This is a genomic window from Pseudomonas sp. LRF_L74 (assembly GCF_965644255.1).
GTDB lineage: Bacteria > Pseudomonadota > Gammaproteobacteria > Pseudomonadales > Pseudomonadaceae > Aquipseudomonas.
The window spans coordinates 2,484-5,561 of record NZ_CBFFRH010000023.1; the positions used below are offsets into that span (position 1 = coordinate 2,484).

Consider the following 3,078-nt stretch of genomic DNA (forward strand, 5'->3'; position numbering starts at 1 on the left):
CAGTTGATCAATCAAGGTAAAATTTGCGTTGTTCTCAAGTGCAAATTTTCGGCGAATGTCGTCTTCACGTTTGAGACGTATGACCAGATTGCTTGGGGTTATATGGTCAAGTGAAGAAGCGCATACGGTGGATGCCTTGGCAGTCAGAGGCGATGAAAGACGTGGTAGCCTGCGATAAGCTTTGGGGAGTCGGCAAACAGACTGTGATCCAGAGATTTCTGAATGGGGGAACCCAGCCAGCATAAGCTGGTTATCTTGCACTGAATACATAGGTGTAAGAGGCGAACCAGGGGAACTGAAACATCTAAGTACCCTGAGGAAAAGAAATCAACCGAGATTCCCTTAGTAGTGGCGAGCGAACGGGGACTAGCCCTTAAGTTGATTTGAGATTAGTGGAAGGCTCTGGAAAGTGCCGCCATAGTGGGTGATAGCCCCGTACACGAAAATCTCTTGTCAATGAAATCGAGTAGGACGGCGCACGTGAAACGTTGTCTGAACATGGGGGGACCATCCTCCAAGGCTAAATACTACTGACTGACCGATAGTGAACCAGTACCGTGAGGGAAAGGCGAAAAGAACCCCGGAGAGGGGAGTGAAATAGAACCTGAAACCGTATGCGTACAAGCAGTGGGAGCCTACTTGTTAGGTGACTGCGTACCTTTTGTATAATGGGTCAGCGACTTATATTCAGTGGCGAGCTTAACCGAATAGGGGAGGCGTAGCGAAAGCGAGTCTTAATAGGGCGCTTTAGTCGCTGGGTATAGACCCGAAACCGGGCGATCTATCCATGGGCAGGTTGAAGGTTGGGTAACACTAACTGGAGGACCGAACCGACTACCGTTGAAAAGTTAGCGGATGACCTGTGGATCGGAGTGAAAGGCTAATCAAGCTCGGAGATAGCTGGTTCTCCTCGAAAGCTATTTAGGTAGCGCCTCATGTATCACTCTGGGGGGTAGAGCACTGTTTCGGCTAGGGGGTCATCCCGACTTACCAAACCGATGCAAACTCCGAATACCCAGAAGTGCCGAGCATGGGAGACACACGGCGGGTGCTAACGTCCGTCGTGAAAAGGGAAACAACCCAGACCGTCAGCTAAGGTCCCAAAGTCATGGTTAAGTGGGAAACGATGTGGGAAGGCTTAGACAGCTAGGAGGTTGGCTTAGAAGCAGCCACCCTTTAAAGAAAGCGTAATAGCTCACTAGTCGAGTCGGCCTGCGCGGAAGATGTAACGGGGCTCAAACCATGCACCGAAGCTACGGGTATCACTTAGGTGATGCGGTAGAGGAGCGTTCTGTAAGCCTGTGAAGGTGAGTTGAGAAGCTTGCTGGAGGTATCAGAAGTGCGAATGCTGACATGAGTAACGACAATGCGAGTGAAAAACTCGCACGCCGAAAGACCAAGGTTTCCTGCGCAACGTTAATCGACGCAGGGTTAGTCGGCCCCTAAGGCGAGGCAGAAATGCGTAGTCGATGGGAAACGGGTTAATATTCCCGTACTTCTAGTTACTGCGATGGGGGGACGGAGAAGGCTAGGCCAGCAAGGCGTTGGTTGTCCTTGTTTAAGGTGGTAGGCAGAGGTCTTAGGAAAATCCGGGATCTCAATGCCGAGAGCTGATGACGATCGTTCTTTTAGAATGAGAAGTGGTTGATGCCATGCTTCCAGGAAAAGCCTCTAAGCTTCAGGTAACTAGAAACCGTACCCCAAACCGACACAGGTGGTTAGGTAGAGAATACCAAGGCGCTTGAGAGAACTCGGGTGAAGGAACTAGGCAAAATGGCACCGTAACTTCGGGAGAAGGTGCGCCGGTGAGTGTGAAGGGTTTACCCCGTAGGCACATGCCGGTCGAAGATACCAGGCCGCTGCGACTGTTTATTAAAAACACAGCACTCTGCAAACACGAAAGTGGACGTATAGGGTGTGACGCCTGCCCGGTGCCGGAAGGTTAATTGATGGGGTTAGCGCAAGCGAAGCTCTTGATCGAAGCCCCGGTAAACGGCGGCCGTAACTATAACGGTCCTAAGGTAGCGAAATTCCTTGTCGGGTAAGTTCCGACCTGCACGAATGGCGTAACGATGGCGGCGCTGTCTCCACCCGAGACTCAGTGAAATTGAAATCGCTGTGAAGATGCAGTGTATCCGCGGCTAGACGGAAAGACCCCGTGAACCTTTACTGTAGCTTTGCACTGGACTTTGAGCCTGCTTGTGTAGGATAGGTGGGAGGCTTTGAAGCGTGGACGCCAGTTCGCGTGGAGCCATCCTTGAAATACCACCCTGGCATGCTTGAGGTTCTAACTCTGGTCCGTCATCCGGATCGAGGACAGTGTATGGTGGGCAGTTTGACTGGGGCGGTCTCCTCCCAAAGAGTAACGGAGGAGTACGAAGGTGCGCTCAGACCGGTCGGAAATCGGTCGTAGAGTATAAAGGCAAAAGCGCGCTTGACTGCGAGACAGACACGTCGAGCAGGTACGAAAGTAGGTCTTAGTGATCCGGTGGTTCTGTATGGAAGGGCCATCGCTCAACGGATAAAAGGTACTCCGGGGATAACAGGCTGATACCGCCCAAGAGTTCATATCGACGGCGGTGTTTGGCACCTCGATGTCGGCTCATCACATCCTGGGGCTGAAGCCGGTCCCAAGGGTATGGCTGTTCGCCATTTAAAGTGGTACGCGAGCTGGGTTTAGAACGTCGTGAGACAGTTCGGTCCCTATCTGCCGTGGACGTTTGAGATTTGAGAGGGGCTGCTCCTAGTACGAGAGGACCGGAGTGGACGAACCTCTGGTGTTCCGGTTGTCACGCCAGTGGCATTGCCGGGTAGCTATGTTCGGAAAAGATAACCGCTGAAAGCATCTAAGCGGGAAACTTGCCTCAAGATGAGATCTCACTGGGATCTTGAATCCCCTAAAGGGCCGTCGAAGACTACGACGTTGATAGGTGGGGTGTGTAAGCGCTGTGAGGCGTTGAGCTAACCCATACTAATTGCCCGTGAGGCTTGACCATATAACACCCAAACAATCTGCTCTGGTAGCAGAGGGTGTCGAAGGTGAAGTCGACACAAACCGAAAATTTGCCAGAACACGCA

At 52.0% G+C, this 3,078-nt stretch carries 1 rRNA gene; it reads left to right on the forward strand.

What is annotated here, in order from left to right:
* Positions 1-104: 104 nt before the first annotated feature.
* Positions 105-2,996 (forward strand): 23S ribosomal RNA (locus ACSZPK_RS26865).
* Positions 2,997-3,078: the final 82 nt, after the last annotated feature.